Raw genomic sequence first — 22055 nt, forward strand, 5'->3', positions numbered from 1 at the left:
TGGCGTCGCCGGACCTGTGAGAGCGTGGCTTGCCCGCGACGAACGTTAACGCGGTGCTTCGGCTTACTTCAGCGTCACGGTGCCTTTCATCATCGAAATGTGGCCAGGAAACGAGCAGAAGAAGCCATATTTTTCAGCGGCGTCGAGCTTCGACACGTCGAAGGTCACCGAGTCGGTTTCCTTGGCGCCGATCACCTTGGTGTGCGCGATGATGCGCGCATCACCTTCTTTCAAGTAGTTCTTTTCGATACCGGCACCCAGACCGTCGGTGGCGATCAGCTGCATGTCGGCTTCTTTGCTCAGCACCCAGTTATGGCCCATGACGGTTTTCGGCAGGCTACCGGAGTGGGTCAGTTCCACGGTGAAGGTCTTGCAGCTCTTGTCGATTTCAATGGCCTTGGTGTTGAAGGTCATCTGATCAGTGGACTCGATAGTCGTTTTGCACTCTGCAGCCATCAGTTGGCTGCTGGCCAGTGTCAACAGGGATACCGCAGCGAGTTTGGCAAACATGGTGAATCTCCAAGGCAGGGTTAACAGAAATGCGAGTGGACAGAAGACTGCCTGAAAACTTCGCAAGTTCCTATGACCTGAATCAAAAATTGTATACAACTTTCGGGCTATGACACCCATCGAAACAATCTACCAGCCAGACCTCCGGGCCGGGCCTATGATCAGGCCATCATCCCCAACTGGAGCGTCTGCCATGTCCCTCAATAGCCTGTTGTGCAGCTTGCTTGCCGCCTACGCCTGTGGCGCCAGCGGCACTTACGAAACACCCAAGCGCGAAGTCTAGCTCTTGGAGTGTCGCGCGCCTGCCTTTACTCTGTGGCCCTGATCGACCATGGAGTAAGGCATGTCTTTAGTATCCGTTTGTGTATTTTGTGGTGCCAGCACCGGGACCAATCCCGCGTATCGGGAAGCGGCCGAGGCCCTCGGCCGGGCATTGGCCGAGCGAAAGCTGACACTGGTTTATGGCGGCGGCGCTGTCGGACTGATGGGTATCGTGGCCGATGCCGCGCTGGCGGCCGGTGGCGAAGTCGTGGGCATCATCCCGCAGAGCCTCATGGACAAGGAAATCGGCCACAAAGGGCTGACTCGCCTGGAAGTGGTGGACGGCATGCATGCGCGCAAAGCGCGGATGGCCGAACTCAGCGATGCCTTCATCGCCCTGCCTGGCGGCCTGGGCACGCTGGAAGAGCTGTTCGAGGTCTGGACCTGGGGCCAACTCGGCTACCACGGCAAACCGCTGGGCTTGCTGGAAGTGAACGGTTTCTACAGCAAACTCACCGGTTTTCTCGATCATATCGTCGGCGAAGGCTTCGTTCGCGCAGCGCACCGTGACATGCTGCAGGTGAGCGAATCGCCAAAATTTCTGCTCGACGCCCTCGATCAGTGGCAACCCACCGTACTGCCCAAGTGGGTCGAGCAAAAACCCGACTAACGACTTGGCACCGATACAGGGCAGAATACGCGCCGCTCAACCTCACCTTCGACCCCAGAGGATCGCCCATGGCTAAACCCAACTACTCCTTCGCCAAACGTCAGCGTGACCTGGCCAAGGAACAGAAGAAAGAGGAAAAGCTTCAGCGCAAGAAAGCGATGGCTGAAGACGCGGCACTGAACCCGGACGGTGAAGTCGCTGCAGAAGATGATGTTGATGCACCGAAAGATCAGGCGCCGGACGCCTGAGTCCCTCCGGGCCGGATGATCCAGTCAGGCCCCGAAATCCCTGTAGGAGCGAGCCTGCTCGCGATGGTCTTCAACGATAACGCTGTGTATCTGATACCCCGCTGCGTTCTCAAGTCCATCGCGAGCAGGCTCGCTCCTACAGTTGATCTTCATTATTCCAATGGCATAACGGTGACGCGGACTTCCGGGTCGTGGTTTCCTCCGCCCAGAATCACCCCGCGCAACGGCGAGACATCGGAAAAATCCCGGCCCCAGGCCAGCGTGATGTGCTCCAGCGCCGGTTGCACGTTGTTGGTCGGGTCGAAATCTACCCAACCCAGCACCGGACAAAACACCGAAACCCAGGCATGGGATGCATCGGCGCCGATCAGTCGTGGCTGGCCCGGTGGCGGCTGGGTCAGCAGGTAGCCACTGATGTACCGCGCAGCCAATCCACGGGAGCGCACGCACGCGAGCATCAGGTGGGCGAAGTCCTGACAGACGCCACGCCGACGCTCCAGCACTTCCACCAGGGGCGTCGCCACCTGCGTCGCTTCGGCATCGAAGGTGAATTCGCTGAAGATTTTCTCCATCAGGGCCTGAACCCCCAGCAGCAATGGCCGCCCTGGCGGAAAGCAACTTTCCGAGAACTCGACGAAGTTACGCTTGAGGTGCACGTAGGGTGATTCGAACCGGTAGCGGCAGGCGTCCAGGATTTGCGGGGACAGTGGCTGGCTGCTGTAGGTCAGTGCATTGCGGGTGTCTTCCCAGGCCGGAGACTGATTGAAGTCCAGCACCGGCCGGGGCAGCACTTCGATCGTGAGGCTCGCATTGACCAGCAATTCATCATGGGGACGTTCGAACGCCAGCCGGGTCAACGGATTACCGAACACATCCAGCTCATCACGGCGCGAGGTCGGTTCCGGGCTGATCTGCAATTGCTGTGCGGTACAGCGCTGCCAGGCACAGGGACGCGGCCACAGGTGCGCCAGTTGCTGGGCCAGGGACACCGGGCTGTCGTAGTGATAATGGGTGTCGTGGGAAATCTGGTAGTGAGCACTCATCAGACGGACACCGTGCGTTGGCTGACATCATCGACATGGGCGAAATGGCGCAAGGCCAGGCGATCCGAGACTTGCCCGCTGGCATCGGCGATTTCTTGCAGCAGATCGGCCAGCCCCTCGACGGCGGCACGCACGCTGGCGGCGCCAAACAACGGGTTTTCCAGGCAGCCCAGATCGAAGCGCGCCAGACGCTCCACCAACTGCGGCAAACCGGCTTCACGGGGCACGCCAAAGTCGTCGTTCAGGCGTTTGAGTGTGCGGGTCACCAGTTTCAGCTGGAACAGCACGGCATGAGGGTTCTGTTCGTCGAGCAGCAGCAGGTCGAGCACCGGGATCAATTGCGCCACCGCCAGGTAACGCGAACGGTAGGTAATGCTGCTGTTGCCCAGTTCCAGCAGCCATTCCAACCCCGCCTGATCGAAGGCCCCGGCGCCACGCAGGAACGCCGCCAGGCTGCCACTGAGAAATTGCAGACGCTCGATCCGCCGGCCGATCATCAAAAAGCGCCAGCCTTCGTCGCGGGTCATGTCGTCCAGTGCAAACCCCGACAACGCCGCCAGGGACATCACCAGTCGGTTGAGGAAATCCAGCAACTCGCCAAAGTCCGGCTCTTCGGTTTCCAGCTCCATGGCTTCGCGCTGCAATTCCACCAGCGCCTGCCAGTTTTCCCGCGAGAGCTTGCCGCGCACCTGCGAGGCCGCCCATTGCAAACGCTGCAGGTTGGAACGCAGGCTAAAGGGCCAGTCATCGCCCAGTATCGCGGCCAGCAAGCGCTCTGGCAGTTCGCCTTCTTCGGGCAGCAGCATCAGCCGCTCACCGAGATCGACCGCCGCGTCCAGCGCCTGCGGGTCATCGCCGTCGACATAACGCGCCAGCATGATCCGCAACAACCGCGCACTGTCATCGCAGCGCTCGCAGTAGCGGCCGAACCAAAACAGGTTTTCCACGACCCGTGACGGCAGATACGGGTCGCGGCGCACCAGATCATGTACGCCGATGTTGCGTTGGGCTTTCCATTGCTCGCCGCTCGGCGGCCGATCGCCCAGGACCCAAGTGTCCTTGCTCGCCCCACCGCGCTGCATCGACACCACTTCAGCGTCCGCCTCGGCGGCGACGCGGGTCAAACCACCGGGCAGGACCCGGTAACCGTCGCGACTGGCCACGGCGTACACACGCATGCCGATGGCCCGGGGTTGCAGTTGACCGTCCTCGGCCTGCCAGATCGGCGCCTGGGAGAGTTGAGCCAGTTCTTGCGCAACATAAGCGTAAGGACGCGCCTGCATGCGCTCAGCGAGCGTTTGCCGCTGTTTTTCGCTCAGATCACGGCCAAATACCGGTGCAAAGCTCTGGGACGGGAATGCCGGTTTGATCAGCAATTCCGGCAATTTCTCCAGGGCCTGGGCCAGCACAGGCGCTTCGCCGCACCACCACGTGGCGATGGATGGCAACATCAGCTCTTCACCAAACAGGAACTGATTGATCTTCGGCAGGAAGCCCAACAGTCCCGGCGATTCGAGTACGCCGCTGCCGAGGGCGTTGGCCACCAACACCCGCCCCTGGCGCACGGCCTCGAGCAAGCCCGGCACACCCAGAGCCGAATCGGTACGCAGCTCCAGCGGGTCGCAGAAGTCGTCGTCGAGCCGGCGCATGATCGCGTGGACCCGGCGCAGGCCACTGAGGGTTTTCAGGTAGACCGTGGCATCGCGCACGGTCAGGTCGCCACCCTCCACCAGCGGGTAACCGAGCTGACGCGCCAGGTACAGGTGTTCGAAATAGCTTTCGTTGAAACGCCCCGGCGTCAGCAACACCACCAGCGGCACCTCTTCATCGCTCGGCGCCTGGCGCGCCAGCGTTTCCTGAAGCGTGCGGAAGAATCCGGCCAGATGCTGCACCTTCAAATCGCGGTACAACTCGGGAAAGGCGCGGGACACGATAGTGCGGTTTTCCAGCGCATAACCGGCCCCGGACGGTGCTTGCGTACGATCCGCCGTCACCCACCAGCGACCATCGGGGGTGCGTGCCAGGTCCACGGCATATAGATGTAGAAAGGCCCCTTCCGGTGGACTGATGCCCTGACAAGGCCAGAGGAAGTTGTTGTGGCCGAACACCAGCTCCGCCGGCAACAAGCCTTCGGCGATCAGGCGTTGCGGGCCGTACAGGTCGGCCAGCACGGCATTGAGCAATCGGGCGCGCTGGGCGATGCCGGCCGACAGCTGCTCCCATTCATCGGCGGCAATCACATGGGGCAGCAGGTCCAGCTCCCAGGGACGATCGGCGCCCTTGGGGTCGGCGTATACGTTATAGGTGACACCGTTTTCATGAATCTGCCGGGCCAGCAGTGCCTGGCGCTGCACCAGTTGCGCAGGCGTGCTGCGCTGCAATTGGTCGAACAACCGTCGCCAGTGCGCACGCACGGCGCCGCTGTCGTCGAGCAGTTCATGATAAGTGCCCGCCGTCAGCGGGTAGCGGTCAAGCAGGTCAGGCATTGGAAAGCTCGGCAGACAGCAGGGAAAGGTCAGACTAACGCAGGCTCATGACGCCCGGATAGACGAAATATCCGGGCGTCGCGTACGGTTTAGAAACGTCGTAAATCAAGCGTCATCGGCAGTTCGTCGTTAATTTCCAGAATCGGTACAGGAAGTTTCCCGGGGGTGTGTCCGATCCGGAAGAAGCGCGCCATCCGGCGGCTCTCGGCCTCGTTGGCATTGACCGGCAAGCTGACGTAGTTGCGCCCGCCCGGATGGGCCACGTGATACTGGCAACCGCCCAGCGAACGCCCCATCCAGGTGTCGAGCAGGTCGAACACCAGCGGCGCATGCACGGGAATGGTCGGTTGCAGGCAATTGGCCGGTTGCCATGCGCGGAAACGCACCCCGGCGACAAACTCACCGACGCGCCCGGTGGGCTGCAGCGGCACCGGAATGCCGTTGCAGGTCAGTAAATAACGCTGTGGCGGCAAGCCGTTGAGTTTGACCTGCAGACGCTCCAGGGACGAATCCACGTAGCGCACCGTGCCACCGACCGCGCCCTCCTCGCCCAGTACATGCCACGGCTCAAGTGCCTGGCGCAGTTCCAGCGCAATGCCACTGACGGCGTAATCGCCGACCTTGGGAAAGCGAAACTCCAGATGCGCCGCGAACCACTCGGCCCGCACTGGATAACCGGCGGCGTTGAGGTCGACAATGACATCGGCGAAATCCTGCTCGATAAAGTGCGGCAACAGGAACCGGTCGTGCAGCTCCGTGCCCCAGCGCGCCAGTTTCGGCGGCGCATAGGGTTCGCGCCAGAAACGTGCGACCAGCGCCCGCAGCAGCAGCTGTTGAGCCAGGCTCATGCGTGCATGCGGCGGCATTTCAAAGGCACGCAACTCGAGCAAGCCCAAGCGCCCCGTAGCGCCGTCCGGCGAGTAAAGCTTGTCGATGCAGAACTCGGCGCGGTGAGTGTTGCCCGTCACGTCGATCAACAGATTGCGCAGCAACCGGTCGACCAGCCACGGCGCGCATTCCTCGCCGGGTTGCGGCATCTGGGCAAAGGCGATTTCCAACTCATACAGGGCATCGTTGCGCGCTTCATCGACCCGTGGCGCCTGCGACGTCGGGCCGATGAACAGCCCGGAAAACAGGTAGGACAAGGACGGGTGGTTATGCCAGTAGCTGATCAGGCTGCGCAGCATATCCGGACGCCGCAGGAACGGTGAGTCGGCCGGTGTCGCGCCACCCAGTACGAAATGGTTACCGCCACCGGTGCCGGTATGCCGGCCATCGATCAGAAATTTCTCGGTGGTAAGTCGGGTTTGCCGTGCCTGCTCGTAAAGAAATTCAGTGCGCTCGACCAATTCATCCCAGGTGGCGGACGGCTGCACATTGACCTCGATCACCCCCGGGTCCGGCGTGATGCGGAAGTTGCTCAAACGCGGATCGCTCGGCGGTTCATAGCCTTCCAGCAATACCGGGCAATGCAGCTCCTCAGCGGTGGCTTCAATCGCGGCGACCAGTTCGAGGTAGTCCTCAACCCGCTCCAGCGGCGGCATGAACAGGTACAAGCGACCTTCCCGCGCCTCGGCGCAGAACGCGGTGCGGGTCAGCCAGTCGGCGGATTCATCGATTTTCGGTGCACGATCAACCACAACGGCAGCGCCCTGGCTTTGCAATTGAGCAGTGTCGGGCAAATCCGGGAAATCCTGGTTCGGGTCCTGCGGATGAATGAACGGATACTCCGCCGCTTTCACCCAGGGCTGCGAGCCGAGGGGCAGGCGATAGCCCAGCGGTGAATCCCCCGGCACCAGGCGACAGTGCTCGTCGCGCAGGTACCAGCGCCCGCTCTGCCACTGGTCGCCCTTGGCGGTCCGCGCCAGCGGCAAGACCTGGCCAATCACCTTGTCCAGGCCCTGGCTGAAGACTTTACGCAGTCGCGCACGCTCCAGCGGCTCCTCGAGACGCGAATCTTCGGCGCTGACGTTCTGCGGCAACGTGCCTTCGCGCCAGAGGTAATAGAAATTGTCTTCGTAGGCGGGAAACACAAAACGTGTCGGAATTTTCAGGCGTTCGGCGACACTCGCCAGGAATCGTCCGGCCAGTTCGCCATCGGCGCCATAGTCTTGCTGCTCGTCGGCGATCAGCGCGCTGTTGTGCCAGATCGGCACCCCGTCGCGGCGCCAGTAGCAGTTGAGCGACCAGCGCGGCAGTTGCTCACCGGGGTACCACTTGCCCTGGCCGAAATGCACCAGGCCTTTGGGCGCGTAATGCTGACGCATGCGCTGGAACAGTTCGGCAGACAGGCGACGTTTGTCCGGCCCCAGCGCCGCGGTGTTCCACTCGGCACCGTCCGGGTCATCGATGGAGACGAACGTCGGTTCTCCGCCCATGGTCAGGCGGACATCGCCTTCCAGCAAGTCGGCATCGATCTGCCGGCCCAGGCTCTGAATCGCCAGCCACTGCTCTTCGGTGTAGGGCTTTGTGACCCGAGGCGCTTCCCAAATCCGCTCCACGGACATTTCGTGGCTGAATTGGCACTCGCACGGCTCCACCAGGCCACTGATCGGTGCCGCTGAGGACGGATCGGGACTACAGGCCAACGGAATATGGCCTTCACCGGCAAACAGCCCCGAGGTCGCATCCAGGCCGATCCAGCCGGCGCCGGGCAGATACACCTCGCACCAGGCGTGCAGGTCAGTGAAATCCACATCCGTGCCCGAGGGTCCGTCGAGGCTTTTGACGTCGGCCGTCAGCTGGATCAGGTAGCCGGAGACAAAACGCGCGGCCAGTCCGAGGTTGCGCAGCAGTTGCACCAGCAACCACGCGGAATCGCGGCAAGACCCGGAAGCGTGCTCAAGGGTGTGCTCGGGCGTTTGCACGCCCGGTTCCATGCGGATCAGGTAGCCGATGTCTTCACTCAGTCGCTGATTGAGCGCGACGAGGAAATCCACAGCGGGTAACGGTGTGCGGTCGATACCCTCCAGGTACGCCTTGAACTTCGGCGTCAGCGGCAAGGTTTCCAGGTAGGGCGCCAGCTCCTTGCGCTCGTCGGCGGCATAGGTGAACGGAATTTTTTCCGCGTAGGGCTCAAGGAAGAAATCGAACGGATTGAACACCGCCATTTCTGCCACCAGGTCGACTTCGATCCGCAGCTCATCGGTTTTTTCCGGGAACACCAACCGCGCCAGGTAATTGCCCTGGGGGTCCTGCTGCCAGTTGATGAAGTGCTGCTCGGGCGAAACCTTCAGCGCATAGGACAGAATCCGCGTGCGACTGTGGGCGGCCGGGCGCAGGCGAACGATCTGCGGACCGAGCTCAACGGCTCGGTCGTAGCGGTAATGCGTAACGTGATGCAATGCGACATGAATCGACACGGCGTGCCTCCTGCGAGCCCTAAGCGTATGTGAAAGCGCGCAAGACTTATGCCACCCAGCCGTGCTGGCGCTTTCTCCGGTTACTGGAGGCAGTACAGCACCAAAATCGGGCGAGGCGGGAAATTGGTTTGGCGACGCTGCACATATTTGTGGCGTTACGCGGCCCGGAAATGCAAAACGCCAACCCGAAGGTTGGCGTTTTGTTCAGCCCAAGCGCGGTTTAGCGCGGTACGACCGGTTTGCGAGCCGGTTTCGGCCCTTTGCCTTTGGCCGCATCCTTGCGCTCCTTGGCCGCCTGCTGGTTACGGGCGAATGCCGCAGCCTTGGCTTGTTCACGCTTGTCCCACGGGTTGCCACCGTCGCTGGCGCGTGGCGGCAGGCCGGTGTGCTGGGTCAGGATCCTGGTCGTTTCCTTGGCCACTTTATGGCTGCCGGCCGGCGTCGAGTTCTTGCGACGGGCACTCTGGTAGCTGTCGGTGGACGGCTGGTGCAACGGGATCAACTGGTTCTTGCCCGGCCCGATCAGGTCGCTGCGGCCCATGCGGATCAACGCTTCACGCAGCATCGGCCAGCCTTTCGGGTCGTGATAACGCAAGAACGCCTTGTGCAGACGGCGCTGCTCTTCGCTCTTGACGATGGTCACCGCGTCAGACTTGTAGGTGACCTTGCGCAGCGGGTTCTTGCCCGAGTGGTACATCGCGGTGGCCGTGGCCATCGGCGACGGGTAGAACGCCTGCACCTGGTCGGCACGGAAACCATTGCCCTTGAGCCACAGGGCCAGGTTCATCATGTCTTCGTCGGTGGTGCCAGGGTGGGCAGCAATGAAGTACGGAATCAGGTACTGCTCTTTGCCGGCTTCCTTGGAGTACTTCTCGAACATGCGCTTGAACTTGTCATAGCTGCCGATGCCCGGTTTCATCATCTGGTTGAGCGGACCTTCCTCGGTGTGTTCCGGGGCGATCTTCAGGTAACCGCCAACGTGGTGGGTCACCAGCTCTTTGACGTATTCCGGCGACTCGACCGCGAGGTCGTAACGCAGGCCGGAAGCGATCAGGATCTTCTTCACACCCGGCAAGGCACGGGCACTGCGATACAGCTGAATCAGCGACGAGTGATCGGTGTTCAGGTTCGGGCAGATACCCGGGAACACGCACGACGGCTTGCGGCACGCGGATTCAATTTCCGGGGTCTTGCAGGCGATGCGGTACATGTTCGCGGTCGGGCCGCCAAGGTCGGAGATGACGCCGGTAAAACCTGGAACCTTGTCACGAATTTCTTCGATTTCGCGAATGATCGACTCTTCAGAACGGTTCTGGATGATCCGGCCTTCATGCTCGGTGATCGAGCAGAAGGTGCAGCCGCCGAAGCAGCCACGCATGATGTTCACCGAGAAGCGGATCATCTCGTAGGCCGGGATTTTCTCCTTGCCATAGGCCGGGTGCGGAATGCGCTGATAAGGCATGCCGAACACGTAGTCCATTTCTTCGGTGGTCATCGGAATCGGTGGCGGGTTGAACCAGACGTCCACTTCGCCGTGCTTCTGGACCAGGGCACGGGCGTTGCCCGGGTTGGTTTCCAGGTGCAGCACGCGGTTGGCGTGGGCGTAGAGCACCGCGTCGTTACGGACCTTTTCCACCGACGGCAGACGGATCACGGTCTTGTCGCGGGTCATCTTGGGACTTGCCAGGATCTGCACGACCTTGGCTTCCTGCGGATCCTCAACCGGACCTTTTTCCTGCTCGATGGCGCAGGCAGAGGTGTCCTGGGTGTTGACGTACGGGTTGATGATCTTGTCGACCTTGCCCGGACGGTCAATGCGCGTGGAGTCGACTTCGTACCAGTCTTTCGGCGTGTCGCGACGGATGAACGCGGTGCCGCGCACGTCAGTGATGTCTTCGATCTTGTGACCGTAGGACAGGCGCTGGGCGACTTCGACAATGGCACGTTCGGCGTTGCCGTAGAGCAGGATGTCGGCGCTGGCGTCGATCAGGATCGAGTTGCGAACGCGGTCTTGCCAGTAATCGTAGTGAGCGATGCGGCGCAGGGACGCTTCGATGCCGCCGAGCACGATAGGCACGTGCTTGTAGGCTTCCTTGCAGCGCTGGCTGTAAACCAGGCTCGCGCGGTCCGGTCGCTTGCCCGCCAGGCCACCCGGCGTGTAGGCGTCATCGGAACGGATTTTCTTGTCGGCGGTGTAGCGGTTGATCATCGAGTCCATGTTGCCGGCCGCGACACCGAAGAACAGGTTCGGCTCGCCGAGCTTCATGAAGTCGTCTTTGGACTGCCAGTTTGGCTGGGCAATGATCCCGACGCGGAAGCCCTGGGACTCCAGCAGCCGGCCGATGATCGCCATGCCGAACGACGGGTGATCGACATAGGCATCACCGGTGACGATGATGATGTCGCAGGAATCCCAGCCAAGCTGATCCATCTCCTCCCTGCTCATCGGCAGGAATGGCGCTGGCCCGAAACATTCGGCCCAGTACTTGGGATAGTCAAATAACGGCTTGGCTGCTTGCATGTCGATAACCGGTGTTGGCTTTCATTGAATTTCGCGGGCGCGGAATATAGCACAAATTTTGACCAATTCCGACGGCTATGGTCGGAAATTGCGCCACGCCCATTCGCGAGCAGGCTCGCTCCCACAAAGGAACGCATTCCAGAGTGGGAGCGAGCCTGCTCGCGAAGGCGTCAGCTCAGACGATGAGAGATTTATTCATCATCATCGAAGTTATAGCTACCCGGTGCCAGGTTCTCGAACCGGGTGTACTTGCCGATGAACGCCAGGCGGATAAAGCCGATCGGCCCGTTCCGCTGCTTGCCGATGATGATTTCGGCGATGCCTTTGTGCTCGGTTTCCGGGTGGTACACCTCGTCGCGATACACGAACATGATGACGTCGGCGTCCTGCTCGATCGCTCCGGATTCCCGCAAGTCGGAGTTCACCGGGCGCTTGTTCGGCCGTTGTTCCAGGGAACGGTTGAGCTGGGACAACGCCACCACCGGGCAGTTGAATTCCTTGGCCAACGCCTTCAGGGACCGGGAGATCTCGGAAATCTCGTTGGTCCGGTTGTCGCCGCTGGAACCGGGGATCTGCATCAGTTGCAGGTAGTCGATCATGATCAGGCCGACATCACCGTGCTCACGCACCAGACGCCGGGTCCGGGCGCGCATTTCCGACGGGCTGATGCCGGCGGTATCGTCGATGAACAGCTTGCGGTCGTTGAGCAGGTTGACCGCCGAGGTCAGGCGCGGCCAATCGTCGTCTTCCAGCTGGCCGGAACGGACCTTGGTCTGGTCGATGCGCCCCAGGGACGACAACATACGCATGATCAGCGATTCACCTGGCATCTCCAGCGAGTAAACCAGAACCGCTTTCTCGCTGCGGAGCACGGCGTTTTCCACCAGGTTCATCGCAAAGGTGGTTTTACCCATGGATGGACGGCCGGCCACGATGATCAGGTCGGCCGGTTGCAGGCCGCTGGTTTTCTCGTCGAGGTCGGTGTAGCCGGTGGACAGGCCGGTGATGGCGTTGTCGGTGTTGAACAGGGTGTCGATGCGGTCGATGGCCTTGGTCAGCAGTTCATTCACACCCACCGGGCCACCGGTTTTAGGCCGGGCCTCGGCGATCTGGAAGATCTGCCGTTCAGCTTCATCGAGGATTTCTTCGGCCGTACGACCTTCCGGATTGAAGGCGCTGTCGGCGATTTCGGTACTGATACCGATCAGTTGGCGCAGCGTCGCGCGTTGGCGAACGATCTGCGCATAGGCCTTGATGTTGGCGACGGACGGCGTGTTTTTCGCCAGTTCGCCGAGGTAGCCAAGGCCGCCAACTTGCGACGTCTGACCTTCCTTGTCCAATTGCTCGGCCAGGGTCACGACGTCGATCGGCGAGTTCTGATCGGCCAGTTTGGCGATCGCACGGAAGATCAGGCGGTGGTCATGTCGATAGAAATCACCGTCGGAGACTTGATCAAGCACGCGTTCCCAGGCGTTGTTGTCCAGCATCAGACCACCGAGTACAGCCTGTTCGGCTTCGATGGAGTGCGGCGGCACTTTTAGCGCGGCGGTTTGCAGATCGTATTGCTCGGGAGCGGAAATTTCGTTCATGGCCACTTGGTATTTTTTGGAGAAGCTGGGGTTAAAAAACGGAACTGCCAGAAAGACAAAGGGCACGACCTGTAAACAGGATCGTGCCCGATGTTACCGGCAAGCACCCGAGGGTGCCAGCCGACAAGTGCTGCTTAAGCTGCTACCACGACAACGCGTACGGTGGCTTCAACTTCGGCGTGCAGGTGCACGGCTACGTCGAATTCACCTACGTTGCGGATGGTGCCGTTCGGCAGACGAACTTCGCTTTTTGCAACTTCAACGCCAGAGGCGGTCAGTGCATCAGCGATGTCGTGAGTACCGATCGAACCGAACAGCTTGCCTTCGTCACCAGCGGTGGCAGTGATAGTCACTTCCAGCTCAGCCAGTTGGGCAGCGCGGCTTTCAGCCGATGCTTTACGGTCTGCTGCAGCTTTTTCCAGCTCAGCGCGACGCTCTTCGAACGCAGCCAGGTTGGCTGGGGTCGCAGCGGTAGCTTTGCCGTAAGGCAGCAGGTAGTTACGACCGTAACCAGCCTTAACGTTCACTTTGTCACCCAGGTTGCCCAGGTTGGTGACTTTTTCCAGAAGGATCAGTTGCATGTGAAAATCCTCTTAACTTTTAACCTTCACCGTTCGCGTTATCGGCGTCTTTCGGCGCCAGACGACCGCGAAAATCAATCAGGCTGTCGACGATGGCCAGGACCACCAGCAACGGATAGATCAGCTGCATGAACAGCAACAGCGTGACGTACAACCCCACCAGCCAGAATCTGGCCAGTCGCTTTTGCGCCACCAGCCCGTGAATCAGGGCCAGCCCGGCGAAAACCAGCGGTACGCTGCACAACGGCACGAGCATGGACATCTGGACACCGAAGTTCGGTGTCACAACCATGCCGGCCAGCAGCAACATCGCGGGACCCAGCGGGATTCGAATGGCGCGAAACTCGCGACCGAAACCACCCGGGTTGTACAACAACGCCTGCCAGTAGCGCCCGACAATCAGGCTCAGCACACTGACGATTTGCAACAAAGCCGCAATCAGGCCGGTCAGGATAGGTGCAATCAGGGACGCGAAACGCGCTTGCTCGTCTACCGACATCTTCTGGTAGACCTCACCGAGTAGCGACGGCATGACTTTTATCAAAGCCTGCGCCAGCATCTCGATCTGAGGACCAAAAGCCGTCCCCAGCACCACTGAAAACACCACTCCCATCGCTATGCTGACCAGCAGCACGCGGTTCCAGGACTCGCTTGCGCGCAAAACCAACGCAAGGCTCGCAGACCCCAGCAGCACCAGAAGTGCCCGTGGATCGTCGAATTTCAGCCACCAGATCAACGCCGGCAGCAGCCCCAGAGCAAGAACGCCCAGGGCGTCCCTCAATCCGCGCCGCAGGAGCACAAGGCATCCGGCGGCAGCACCCAACCAATACAACAACGGCAATGCCGCGCATCCGGCCACTACCAGAGTGGCCTGCATACGGCCCCGCATGATGAACTCAGCTAAGGCACGCATACATTCAATCCTTTGCTACGTGTCGACTGCCCGGTCTCAGCGGCCGTGGCTGTCGGTGTAGGCCAGCAGGGCCAGGAAGCGGGCGCGCTTGATAGCGGTGGCCAGCTGACGCTGATAACGAGCTTTGGTACCGGTGATGCGGCTTGGAACGATTTTGCCGGTCTCGGATACATAAGCTTTCAGAGTGTTGAGATCTTTGTAATCGATCTCTTTCACGTCTTCAGCGGTGAAGCGGCAGAATTTACGACGACGGAAGAAACGTGCCATGTAATTGGCTCCTCAAAAGGTCCGTGGATTACTCGTCAGCGTTATCGCTGTTGTCGCTGTCATCACCATCAACGCCTTCAGCGTCGGAGTGCTCAGGACGGTCGCGACGCTCACGGCGCTCACTGCGGTTTTCTTCAGCCTTGAGCATCTCGGATTGGCCGGTAACGGCTTCTTCGCGACGGATGACCAGGTTACGGATCACTGCATCGTTGTAGCGGAAGTTGTCTTCCAGCTCGGCCAGGGCCTTGCCAGTGCACTCAACGTTCAGCATCACGTAGTGAGCCTTGTGAACATTGTTGATTGCGTAGGCCAGTTGACGACGGCCCCAATCTTCCAGACGGTGGATTTTGCCGCCGTCTTCTTCGATCAGCTTGGTGTAACGCTCAACCATGCCGCCGACTTGCTCGCTTTGATCCGGGTGGACCAAAAAGATGATTTCGTAATGACGCATGAATGCTCCTTACGGGTTGTAGCCTGCCGCTCAAAAGCGGTCAGACAAGGAGTGAATGACACTTATGGACTTGTGGACGCTAGACACATGCGTGCCTGCCATCGCAGCAAGGGGCGCAATTGTAGAGAAGGGGCGAGAGAGGCGCAAGGTAATTGGTGATTATTTGAACAGTTCGTTTGCCCGCCATTCTTTGGCTGGGCACAAACCATTGTGGGAGCGAGCTTGCTCGCGATGAGGACGCAACATTCAACATTGATGCCGAATGTTACACCGCTATCGCGAGCAAGCTCGCTCCCACAGGGATTGCAGCCGGATCAGGCCTTCTTGGCGGCAGTCGCAGCCTTGACGCGGCGCTGACGCTGCGCCTCGAACAGACAGACGCCCGTCGCCACGGAAACGTTGAGACTGCTGACGCTACCCGCCATCGGCAAATTCACCAGGTAGTCGCAATGCTCGCGGGTCAGGCGGCGCATGCCCTTGCCTTCGGCGCCCATGATCAGGATGGTCGGTCCGGTCAGGTCCTGGTCATACAGACTGACTTCGGCCTCCCCTGCCGTGCCGACGACCCACAAGCCACGCTGCTGGAGTTTCTCCAGGGTGCGTGCCAGGTTGGTCACGGCGACCAGCGGAATCACTTCCGCAGCACCGCAGGCGATTTTTCGCACAACCGGCGTCAGGGTCGCCGACTTGTCCTTCGGAACAATCACCGCCAGCGCGCCCGCCGCATCGGCGGAACGCAGGCAGGCACCCAGGTTGTGTGGATCGGTCACGCCGTCGAGCACCAACAGCAACGGCGCACCTTCGGTACGGTCGAGCAGCTCGTCGAGCATCGCTTCGCCCCAGACCTGGCTCGGGCTCACATCCGCGACCACACCCTGGTGCACACCTTCGACCCAGGCGTCCATTTCACGGCGCTCAGCCTGGCCGACCTGGACACGATTCTCGTTGGCCAGTTCGATCAACGTCTGTACGCGCGGATCACTGCGGCCTTCGGCCAGCCAGATCTGCTTGACGCGTTTCGGGTGATGACGCAGCAATGCTTCTACAGCGTGCACGCCGTAGATTTTTTCCAACTGACTCATGGCTTGGCCTTAGGTTTACGCGCCCCGCCACTTTTGGCTGGGGCCGAGCCCGCTTTTGGCGGGCCTTTACGATGTTTGCTCGGTTTGGCAGGTTTGCCGCCGACGGCCTTTTCAGGCGTCGACCGTCCGGTCTTTCCCGCAGACGCCGCTTTACCGCCGCTTTTCGCATCGGCCAGCAAGGCCTTCTTCATTTCACGGCTTTTGCGCACTTCGGCGTTTTTCGCCGCGGCATCGCTTGGGCGATAGGCCTCTACAGCCTTTTCTCTGGCAGGACGACGACCGGCTTTCTCCGGCACCGGCTCTGCGGCTGTTTTTGCAGCAGATGCCGCTGGCGCCGCAGTTTCAGTACCGCGTTTTTTACGACCGATCGGCGCGCTGAGGGTTTTTTCGGCCATTTCGAAGTCGATCTTGCGTTCATCGAGATCGACGCGCATGACCCGCACTTCAACAGTGTCACCCAGACGGAAGCTGCGACCGGTACGCTCACCGGCCAGGCGGTGATGCACAGGATCGAAGTGGTAGTAATCGCCCGGCAGCGCGGTGACGTGCACCAGGCCTTCGACGTAGATATCGGTCAGCTCGACGAACAGGCCAAAACCCGTCACTGCGGTGATCACACCCGGGAACGACTCGCCCACGCGGTCTTTCATGAACTCGCACTTGAGCCAGTTCACCACGTCGCGGGTCGCTTCGTCGGCACGGCGCTCGCTCATCGAGCACTGCTCGCCGAGTTGCTCCAGGGCCGCTTCGTCGTACGGATAGATACGCGCCTTCGGAATGGTCATCGCGCCAGCACGACGAACGTGCGGGGTGTCCTGTTTCGAATGGATGACGCTGCGGATTGCCCGGTGAGTCAGCAAGTCCGGGTAGCGGCGGATCGGCGAGGTGAAGTGGGTGTAAGCCTCGTAATTCAGGCCGAAGTGGCCCTGGTTATCAGCGCTATACACCGCCTGGCTCAACGAACGCAGCATGACGGTCTGGATCAGGTGGAAATCCGGACGGTCCTTGATACCGGCCAACAGTGCCTGGTAATCCTTCGGCGACGGGCCGTCCTTGCCTTTGTGCAGGGACAGGCCGAGCTCACCGAGGAAGGCACGCAGTTTTTCCAGGCGCTCCGGTGGCGGACCATCGTGGACGCGATACAGTGCCGGGATTTCGTGTTTTTTCAGGAATTCGGCAGTGGCCACGTTGGCCGCCAGCATGCATTCCTCGATCAGCTTGTGGGCATCGTTGCGCACGGTCGGGCGAATTTCCGCGATCTTGCGCTCGGAGCCGAAGATGATCCGGGTTTCCTGGGTTTCAAAATCGATCGCGCCACGCACATGACGGGCCGCCAGCAGAACCTTGTACAGCGAGTACAGCTGCTTGAGGTGCGGCACGACGTCGGTGTACTCGCCACGCAGCTTGCGCGCTTCGGTGGCTTTCGGCGTTTCGAGCATGGCGCTGACTTTGTTGTAAGTCAGGCGTGCATGGGAGTGGATCACCGCTTCGTAGAAGCAGTAGTCGGTCATTTCGCCGGTTTTGGAGATGGTCATCTCGCAAACCATGGCCAGACGATCGACCTGCGGGTTCAGCGAGCACAGACCGTTGGACAGCTGCTCAGGCAGCATCGGGATCACGCGCTCGGGGAAGTACACCGAGTTGCCGCGCACCTGGGCTTCAGCGTCCAGCGCCGAACCGAGCTTCACATAGCTGGATACGTCGGCAATCGCCACGTACAACTTCCAGCCACCCGAGAACAGACGCAACTTGCCCTTACGGGCTTCGCAATAGACCGCGTCATCGAAGTCACGGGCGTCTTCGCCGTCGATGGTGACGAACGGCAGATGACGCAGGTCGATGCGCTTCTCTTTGTCTTTCTCTTCGACTTCGGGCTTGAGCTTGGCCGCTTCCTTGAGCACCGCCTCAGGCCAGACGTGAGGAATGTCGTAAGTGCGCAGGGCGACGTCGATTTCCATGCCCGGCGCCATGTAGTTACCCACGACTTCAACCACATCGCCCTGAGGCTGGAAGCGTGGCGTCGGCCAGTGAGTGATCTTCACTTCGACGAATTGACCGATCTGGGCGTTGGCGTTGCGACCCGGCGTCACCAGCACTTCTTGCTGGATCTTCGGATTGTCGGCAACCACGAAACCGATACCGCCCTCTTCGAAATAGCGCCCGACGATGCTCTCGTGAGCACGGGACACCACTTCGACGATCATGCCTTCGCGGCGACCGCGACGGTCGAGGCCGGAAACCCGCGCCAGGGCACGGTCGCCATCGAACACCAGACGCATTTGCGCCGGGCTCATGAACAGGTCGTCACTGCCATCGTCCGGAACCAGGAAACCGAAGCCGTCACGGTGACCGCTGATGCGGCCCAGGATCAGGTCGAGCTTGTCTACCGGTGCATACGTGCCACGACGGGTATAGATGAGTTGAGCATCGCGCTCCATGGCGCGCAGGCGGCGGCGCAGGGCTTCGATCTGGTCCTCTGTGGTCAGACCAAACTCTTCGACCAACTGCTCGCGGTTAGCAGGCGAACCTCGATCAGCAAGGTGCTGAAGGATCAGTTCGCGGCTAGGAATAGGGTTTTCATATTTTTCCGCTTCACGAGCGGCCTCGGGATCGAGGGACTGCCAATCGGCCATTAGAGAGTTTTCACCTTGTCTATATACGGGTTAGTTTGGCATAGGCGTAATGAAACGGGAAATTTCAGGCTATGACAGCCCTTCTAAAGCCCTTTATCGACGTCACAAAGCTGATTTGAAGACCGCCGGTGAAATTTTTCAGGTTTTTTTGATGTCGGGGGTTTACAGTTAAAAAGACGCTCCGTATAGTGCGCGCCATCGACGACGGACAACGTTGCCGATACTGCCCAGATGGTGAAATTGGTAGACACGCCAGCTTCAGGTGCTGGTGGCCTTACGGCCGTGGAAGTTCGAGTCTTCTTCTGGGCACCAATTTCGAGCTTGAGATTAGATCAATTTCAAGGCTCACACAAAAACCCGCGAAAGCGGGTTTTTGCATTTAAGGCCGTTGATTTATTTATTTTAAATCAGGGGTTTACAGATCAAATTGCGCTCCGTATAGTGCGCCACATCAACAGCGGCAACGCTGAAGATGAATGCCCAGATGGTGAAATTGGTAGACACGCCAGCTTCAGGTGCTGGTGGCCTTACGGCCGTGGAAGTTCGAGTCTTCTTCTGGGCACCAATTCAAATTCAAGGTTACGGCCTTGAATTTCACAGAAACCCGCGAAAGCGGGTTTTTGCGTTTCTGGCTTTCAAAAAATCAACACCCCCTTGTAGGAGCGAGCCCGCTCGCGATGGACGCTAACGAAAACGTGGGGCAACTGAAGCACCGCGTTGTCCTGTCGTTTTTCGCGAGCAAGCCCGCCCCGCCACAAGAATCAGCAGTGCGCATTTGAGAAACAATATCGTTTATCATTGTTGCAAGTTTTTGCAATGCGACAGTGAGGAACCCTGCGAATGATGTTTCGAAATACCCTGCGCCGCAGCCTGACCCTCAGCCTGCTCGGCCTGGCACTCGCCACACCCCTCACCCAGGCCGCCGACCCGGTTTCCCTGACCCTCTATAACGGGCAACACAAGGAAGTCGGCGATGCCATCGCCAAAGCCTTCGAGACCAGGACCGGCATTCACGTCAACGTGCGCAAAGGCAGCAGCAACCAGCTGGCCAGCCAGGTCGTCGAAGAAGGTGATCGCTCCCCCGCCGACGTGATCTACACCGAAGAATCACCGCCACTGAACAAACTCGGCGAACAAGGCCTGCTGGCTCAGACCGACCCAGCCACGCTCGCCGTGCTGCCCAAAGAATACGTCGCCGGCAATGGCACCTGGATCGGCATCACCGCCCGGGCCCGAGTCGTCGCCTACAACCCGACACTGATTGATGAAAAAGACCTGCCCAAGTCGGTGATGGGTTTCTCCGACCCGAAATGGCAAGGCAAGGTCGGCTTCGTGCCCTCCAGCGGCGCGTTTCAGGAGCAGGCGGTTGCGATCATCAAGGTTCACGGCATGGACGCCGCCGAAGAGTGGCTGACTGGCCTGCGCGCATTCGGCAAGACTTACAGCAACAACATGGTCGCGCTTAAAGCAGTAGAAAACGGCGAAGTCGCCACGGTACTGGTCAACAATTACTACTGGTTCGCCTTGCAGCGCGAAAAAGGCCAGCTCGACTCGAAACTGCACTACTTCACCGGAGGCGACGTCGGTGGGTTGATCACGGTGTCCAGCGCCGCTGTACTGAAATCCAGCAAGCATCCAAAAGAAGCCCAGCAATTGCTCGCCTACATGGCCAGCGAAGAAGGGCAGCGCGTGATCACCCAGACCACCGCCGAATACCCGCTGCACAAAGGCATGGAGTCCGATCGCGGCCTCAAGCCATTCAGCGAACTGGAGGCACCAAAAGTCACTCCGGCCGATCTCGGTAACGCCGAAGAAGCCCTGGACCTGGAACGCGACGTTGGCCTGAACTGATGAGCGCATCGCTTTCCGCTTCCGCCATGCGCAGTGCTTACAGACCTCGACGCAAGTGGCCTTCAATCTGGTTGCTGCTACCGGTCATGGTGCTGGTTGTGCTCAGCCTGCTGCCGCTGGCCTATGTCGGGCTCAAGACCTGGCAAGCGGGATGGGCCGAGGCAGTGCACCTGCTTTGGCGGCCCTACGTGTTCGGCTTGCTGCACAATACCCTGGCACTGATGCTCGGCGTGACGCTCGCCAGCGGCCTGATCGGCCTGTCGCTGGCCTGGCTGCTTGAACGCAGCAATCTGACGGGCCGGCGACTGTGGGGCGTGGTCCTGTGTCTGCCATTCGCCGTTCCGGCGTTTGTCAGCAGCTTCACCTGGGTTTCGCTGAGCGCCCACTTCGAAGGGCTGGGCGGGGCGATCCTGGTGATGACACTGTCCAAATACCCGCTGATATTTCTGCCCGTGGCGGCGACCCTGCGCAACCTCGATCCCTGCCTGGAAGAATCCGCCCGCACCCTGGGGCAGAATCGCTGGGGTGTGTTCCTCAAGATTACTCTCCCTCTGCTCTGGCCATCGCTGCTGGCCGGTTCATTGCTGATCGCCTTGCACATGCTGGTGGAATTTGGCGCACTGTCGATCATTGGCCTGCAAACTTTCACCACCGCGATCTATCAACAGTTTGAGCTGGAATTCAGCAACGCCAATGCAGCGATGCTTTCGGCGATATTGCTGGCGTTGTGCCTGGCACTGCTGTGGCTGGAGCTGCGCGTGCGTGGCAAGGGCCGGCATGTGCGTACCGGCCAAGGCGCGGCACGACAGGCGGAACAGGTTCGTCTCGGTCAATGGGCGATGGCCGGACAACTTTACTGCGCGTTGCTCGCGATCATTGGCAGCGGCATCCCATTGGGCATGCTTGGCTACTGGCTGGCCGTGGGCTCCTCGGCGGCATTCCCGGCGGCGGCCATTGGCGAGGCATTGTTTTCATCCCTGGCACTGTCGCTGGGTGGCGCAGCGCTGTGCCTGGTGCTGGCGGTGCCGGTGGGCTTGCTGGTGGTGCGCTATAAAGGCCAACTGGCTATCTGGGCCGAACGCCTGCCCTATCTGCTGCATGCACTGCCTGGCCTGGTGATTGCGCTGGCCCTGGTGTATTTCGCCCTGCACTATGTGCCGATGCTGTATCAGACTTCGGCGCTGTTGCTGATCGCTTATGCGCTGCTGTTTCTGCCCTTGGCTCAGGCGCCGATTCGTACGGCACTGAACAAGGCAGCGCCACAACTGGAAGAGGCGGCACGCACGCTGGGATCGTCGTCATTCAGTGCGTTTTGCCGGGTGACCCTGCCGATCATCTTTCCAGCGCTAGGTGCGGCTTTTGCGCTGGTATTTCTTGATGCGATGAAGGAGCTGACGGCGACGTTGTTATTGAGTCCAACCGGGCTCAACACACTGGCAACGGAAGTCTGGGCGCATACCGCGAACGTGGAATTTGCGGCGGCGGCGCCTTATGCGGCGTTATTGATATTGGTGTCGGGGCTACCCGTTTATTTATTAACAACCCGGATGTATTTGAGCCGCTGATCAAGCAAAAGATCGCAGCCGC

16 protein-coding genes and 2 tRNA genes are annotated in these 22055 nt (G+C 60.2%); 6 read left to right on the forward strand and 12 right to left on the reverse strand.

What is annotated here, in order from left to right; genetic code table 11:
* Positions 1-63: 63 nt before the first annotated feature.
* The gene (gene azu / locus ACX3YF_RS04620; RefSeq protein WP_458943759.1) at positions 64-510 is read right to left on the reverse strand and encodes an azurin; all 447 of its coding nucleotides are present in this window, start codon (positions 508-510) and stop codon (positions 64-66) included.
* A 343-nt stretch (positions 511-853) separates the two neighbouring features.
* Between azu and ACX3YF_RS04625 the strand changes: the two genes are divergently transcribed.
* Both ACX3YF_RS04625 and ACX3YF_RS04630 read left to right on the forward strand, forming a co-directional pair.
* Positions 854-1441 (forward strand): LOG family protein, encoded by a 588-nt coding sequence (locus ACX3YF_RS04625; protein WP_130204907.1) that lies wholly within the window; start codon positions 854-856, stop codon positions 1439-1441.
* A 68-nt stretch (positions 1442-1509) separates the two neighbouring features.
* Positions 1510-1689 (forward strand): hypothetical protein, encoded by a 180-nt coding sequence (locus ACX3YF_RS04630; RefSeq protein WP_090328546.1) that lies wholly within the window; start codon positions 1510-1512, stop codon positions 1687-1689.
* 152 nt (positions 1690-1841) lie between these two features.
* On the opposite strand, the gene ACX3YF_RS04635 is transcribed toward ACX3YF_RS04630, so the two are convergent.
* From ACX3YF_RS04635 to rnr, 11 genes are all read right to left on the reverse strand, one after another.
* Entirely contained in the window at positions 1842-2732 is an 891-nt protein-coding gene (locus ACX3YF_RS04635; protein WP_198131919.1) for a transglutaminase family protein, read from the reverse strand.
* The gene (locus ACX3YF_RS04640; RefSeq protein ID WP_458973468.1) at positions 2732-5218 is read right to left on the reverse strand and encodes a circularly permuted type 2 ATP-grasp protein; all 2487 of its coding nucleotides are present in this window, start codon (positions 5216-5218) and stop codon (positions 2732-2734) included. The genes ACX3YF_RS04635 and ACX3YF_RS04640 overlap by 1 nt, the downstream gene beginning before the upstream one ends.
* An 89-nt stretch (positions 5219-5307) precedes the next feature.
* A complete protein-coding gene (locus ACX3YF_RS04645; protein WP_458973469.1) occupies positions 5308-8580 on the reverse strand; it encodes a transglutaminase family protein in 3273 nt (1090 codons plus the stop codon).
* 220 nt (positions 8581-8800) lie between these two features.
* Entirely contained in the window at positions 8801-11101 is a 2301-nt protein-coding gene (locus tag ACX3YF_RS04650) for a YgiQ family radical SAM protein (protein WP_448645714.1), read from the reverse strand.
* A 191-nt stretch (positions 11102-11292) separates the two neighbouring features.
* On the reverse strand, positions 11293-12690 hold the full coding sequence (dnaB, locus tag ACX3YF_RS04655) for a replicative DNA helicase (protein ID WP_077045379.1): 1398 nt from the start codon (positions 12688-12690) through the stop codon (positions 11293-11295).
* 134 nt (positions 12691-12824) lie between these two features.
* On the reverse strand, positions 12825-13271 hold the full coding sequence (rplI, locus tag ACX3YF_RS04660; RefSeq protein ID WP_007939577.1) for a 50S ribosomal protein L9: 447 nt from the start codon (positions 13269-13271) through the stop codon (positions 12825-12827).
* Between the two features lie 19 nt (positions 13272-13290).
* Positions 13291-14184, reverse strand: a complete 894-nt coding sequence (locus ACX3YF_RS04665) for a YybS family protein (protein ID WP_047536780.1) — start codon at positions 14182-14184, stop codon at positions 13291-13293.
* A 36-nt stretch (positions 14185-14220) separates the two neighbouring features.
* The gene (rpsR, locus tag ACX3YF_RS04670) at positions 14221-14451 is read right to left on the reverse strand and encodes a 30S ribosomal protein S18 (protein WP_002551829.1); all 231 of its coding nucleotides are present in this window, start codon (positions 14449-14451) and stop codon (positions 14221-14223) included.
* Positions 14452-14479: 28 nt separating this feature from the next.
* Positions 14480-14902: a 30S ribosomal protein S6 gene (gene rpsF, locus ACX3YF_RS04675; RefSeq protein WP_008035342.1), complete on the reverse strand. Its 423-nt coding sequence runs from the start codon at positions 14900-14902 to the stop codon at positions 14480-14482.
* A gap of 314 nt (positions 14903-15216) precedes the next feature.
* Complete coding sequence (rlmB, locus tag ACX3YF_RS04680; RefSeq protein ID WP_288094967.1) at positions 15217-15984, reverse strand: 23S rRNA (guanosine(2251)-2'-O)-methyltransferase RlmB; 768 nt, start codon at positions 15982-15984, stop codon at positions 15217-15219.
* Positions 15981-18617 carry a ribonuclease R gene (rnr, locus tag ACX3YF_RS04685; protein ID WP_130204919.1) on the reverse strand — a complete coding sequence of 879 codons (2637 nt, stop codon included), beginning with the start codon at positions 18615-18617 and terminating at the stop codon, positions 15981-15983. The genes rlmB and rnr overlap by 4 nt, the downstream gene beginning before the upstream one ends.
* A gap of 225 nt (positions 18618-18842) precedes the next feature.
* Between rnr and ACX3YF_RS04690 the strand changes: the two genes are divergently transcribed.
* The 4 genes from ACX3YF_RS04690 to ACX3YF_RS04705 all read left to right on the forward strand — a co-directional run bounded on the left by ACX3YF_RS04690 (position 18843) and on the right by ACX3YF_RS04705 (position 22033).
* A tRNA-Leu gene (locus tag ACX3YF_RS04690) sits at positions 18843-18929 on the forward strand.
* Between the two features lie 166 nt (positions 18930-19095).
* Positions 19096-19182: transfer RNA gene (locus tag ACX3YF_RS04695), tRNA-Leu, on the forward strand.
* A gap of 275 nt (positions 19183-19457) precedes the next feature.
* The gene (locus ACX3YF_RS04700) at positions 19458-20468 is read left to right on the forward strand and encodes an iron ABC transporter substrate-binding protein (RefSeq protein ID WP_448645713.1); all 1011 of its coding nucleotides are present in this window, start codon (positions 19458-19460) and stop codon (positions 20466-20468) included.
* On the forward strand, positions 20468-22033 hold the full coding sequence (locus ACX3YF_RS04705; RefSeq protein ID WP_130204925.1) for an ABC transporter permease: 1566 nt from the start codon (positions 20468-20470) through the stop codon (positions 22031-22033). Before ACX3YF_RS04700 ends, ACX3YF_RS04705 begins: the two co-directional genes overlap by 1 nt.
* Positions 22034-22055 lie beyond the last annotated feature (22 nt).

The organism is Pseudomonas fluorescens group sp. PF-69 (assembly GCF_054481235.1).